This is a genomic window from Burkholderia sp. Bp8998, assembly GCF_003854235.1.
Taxonomy (GTDB): domain Bacteria; phylum Pseudomonadota; class Gammaproteobacteria; order Burkholderiales; family Burkholderiaceae; genus Burkholderia.
Genome location: NZ_QTQF01000106.1, coordinates 1 through 2,444, shown reverse-complemented (window position 1 = coordinate 2,444; position 2,444 = coordinate 1). Strand labels below are relative to the sequence as shown.

The 2,444-nt window shown below is 63.9% G+C and carries 3 protein-coding genes; all 3 read right to left on the bottom strand.

The genetic code is table 11. The features are described from left to right. Positions 1–77 precede the first annotated feature (77 nt). Positions 78–1,112, bottom strand: a complete 1,035-nt coding sequence (locus DIE06_RS37520) for an alpha/beta hydrolase (RefSeq protein WP_124665712.1) — start codon at positions 1,110–1,112, stop codon at positions 78–80. 67 nt (positions 1,113–1,179) lie between these two features. Beyond that, a complete protein-coding gene (locus tag DIE06_RS37515) occupies positions 1,180–1,605 on the bottom strand; it encodes an organic hydroperoxide resistance protein (protein WP_011880657.1) in 426 nt (141 codons plus the stop codon). A 226-nt stretch (positions 1,606–1,831) separates the two neighbouring features. Continuing rightward, entirely contained in the window at positions 1,832–2,398 is a 567-nt protein-coding gene (locus DIE06_RS37510; protein WP_124665711.1) for a TetR/AcrR family transcriptional regulator, read from the bottom strand. Between the last annotated feature and the right edge of the window lie 46 nt (positions 2,399–2,444).

Below are 2,444 nucleotides of genomic sequence, written 5' to 3'. Positions count from 1 at the left end.
CCCCATGCGCAAGCGGCGGACCCAAGCCCGCCGCTTCGCCGTTCGCATTCGAACCCGTTCGAATGCCGCCCGCAGCCCTACTTCAGCCGCGTCGCGATTTCGTTGGCCATCGCCTTCATCGCCGCCTTGGTCGGCGCATCCTCGGCCAGCGCGTTCAGCAAACCGAAATCGTGAATCGTGCCGTCATATCGCGTGGTCGTCGCATCGACGCCGGCTGCGTCGAGCTTGCGGCCGTACGCTTCGCCTTCGTCGCGCAGCACGTCGAACTGCGCGACCTGGATCAGCGCGGGCGGCAATCCCTTCAACTGCGTGGTGCTCGCACGCAGCGGCGACGCGTAGATCTCGTTGCGTTGCGCTTCGTTCTTCGTATAGGCGTCCCAGAACCACTTCATCATCGGCCGGGTCAGGAAGTGCCCCTGCCGATACGCGTTGTACGAACCGGTATTGAAGTCGTGGTCCGTCACGGGCCACAACAGGCCCTGGAAGCGGATCGCCGGGCCGCCCTTGTCCTTCGCCATCAGCGCCACGACAGCCGCCATGTTCCCGCCGACGCTATTGCCGACCACCGCGAGGCGGCCGCCGTCGACACCGATTTCCGCGCCGTGCGCGGCGACCCACTTCGTCGCCGCATACGCCTGGTTGATCGCGACCGGGTAATGCGCTTCCGGCGACGGCGTGTAGTTCACGAACACCGCGACGGCGCCCGATTGCACCACCAGATCGCGCACCAGGCGCTCATGCGTCGGGAAGTCGCCGAGAATCCAGCCGCCCCCGTGGAAAAACATGAACACCGGCGGCGTGCCCGCCGCGCCCTGCGGGCGCACGATCGTGATCGGCACCGACAGGCCGTCCTGCTCGATCGTGCGGTTCGATACGTCGATGCCGGACAGGTCGACCTTCGCGCCGCGCTGGGCATCGACCAGCACCTGACGCGCCTTCGCGGGACTCAGCGTTTCGAGGCCCGGCCCCTTCTGGCCGTTCAGCACGGCGAGGAACCCGCTGGTCGCCGTATCGGGGCGGACGCCGTCGGTGCCGGCGGCAAAGGCGGCGGGGGCGGTGAACACCGCGGCCGCAACGGCCGCGGCGATCAGCAGCGGCTTGACGATCTTCATGATGAGACTCCTTGGTTCAACCGGTGAATGCAATGAATGGCGATGGATTCGTTCGCAGTACGTGCGATCAGACGAGCGTCAGCGTGACGTCGATGTTGCCGCGCGTCGCGTTCGAGTACGGGCAGACGATGTGCGCGCGATCGATCAGCGTTTGCGCGGTTTCACGGTCGAGGCCCGGCAGCGAGATCTTCAGTTCGACTTCGATGCCGAAGCCGTTCGGGATCGCGCCGATGCCGACGCTGCCTTCGATCGCGGCATCCGCGGGGATCGCGATCTTGTCGCGGGCCGCGACGAACTTCATCGCACCGATGAAGCACGCGCTGTAGCCGGCCGCGAAAAGTTGTTCGGGGTTCGCGCCGGCGCCGCCCGCGCCGCCGAGTTCGCGCGGCGTGGTCAACTTCAGGTCGAGACCGCTTTCGGGCACCGTGGCACGGCCGTCACGGCCGCCGGTGGCTTTTGCATGAGCGCGGTACAGAACTTTTTCGATCGACATGACAGACTCCTTTTCAATGATGAGTGAGTGAAACAGCCTTCCAACCCGGGATCGCGCGCCGACGGCTCGGCCGCCGGCATCGCGCTTGTTTATCTACTCATAGATAGACATATATCCCCAAAAAATGCGGATCATCGAATTCATCCGCCCGATCATCTATCTACCACAAGATAGATAACAAACCCCGACAACAGGCGGCGAACCGCCTGACTGCCCGCCCCGTCCGTCAGGACCGGGCTTTCCAGACGACCTCGACATCCTCGAGACGCGCCCGCGCATGAAACAGCCGGCTGGCCAGCACGCTGCCCTGAAACGCCGCGTACAGCGTGCGCGCCGCCGTTTCCGGCTTGCCGCTGAACTGCAGCGTGCGTTCCTTCGCGCCCTGCGCCAGCAACTCGGCGAGCCAGTTCTCGTTGGCCTTGAAGAAGGCCTGAACCGCCTGCCGCACGCTCTCCGGCAACGATTCGATGTCCGCCGCGAGCATGCCGCACAGACAGATCTGGTTACCATCGCCGAGCGTTCTGCCGAACAGCTTCGTGTAGAGGCTGAGCTTGACGTCGGCCGGCAATGCCGGATCGATCGCGCGCATCGCCGCAAGCACTTCGTCGCTATACGCCGCCACCGCTTCCAGCACGAGATCGTCTTTCGACGGGAAGTAGTAGTGGATGCTCGACGTCTTCACGCCTACCAGATCGGACAGGTCTCGATAGCTGAAGCCGTTGTAGCCGCGCAGCATCATCAGCGTGATCGCGTGGTCGAGAATCTGTTCGCGGACGGTCGATTTCGTTTCCATGGATCGAACTTTATCTACTCATAGATAGATAATCAAGATCTTTTTT

Coding starts and splice junctions, on each gene's coding strand:
- DIE06_RS37510 (WP_124665711.1), bottom strand. CDS start 2,398: ATGGAAACGAAATCGACCGTCCGCGAACAGATTCTCGACCACGCGATC.
- DIE06_RS37520 (WP_124665712.1), bottom strand. CDS start 1,112: ATGAAGATCGTCAAGCCGCTGCTGATCGCCGCGGCCGTTGCGGCCGCG.
- DIE06_RS37515 (WP_011880657.1), bottom strand. CDS start 1,605: ATGTCGATCGAAAAAGTTCTGTACCGCGCTCATGCAAAAGCCACCGGC.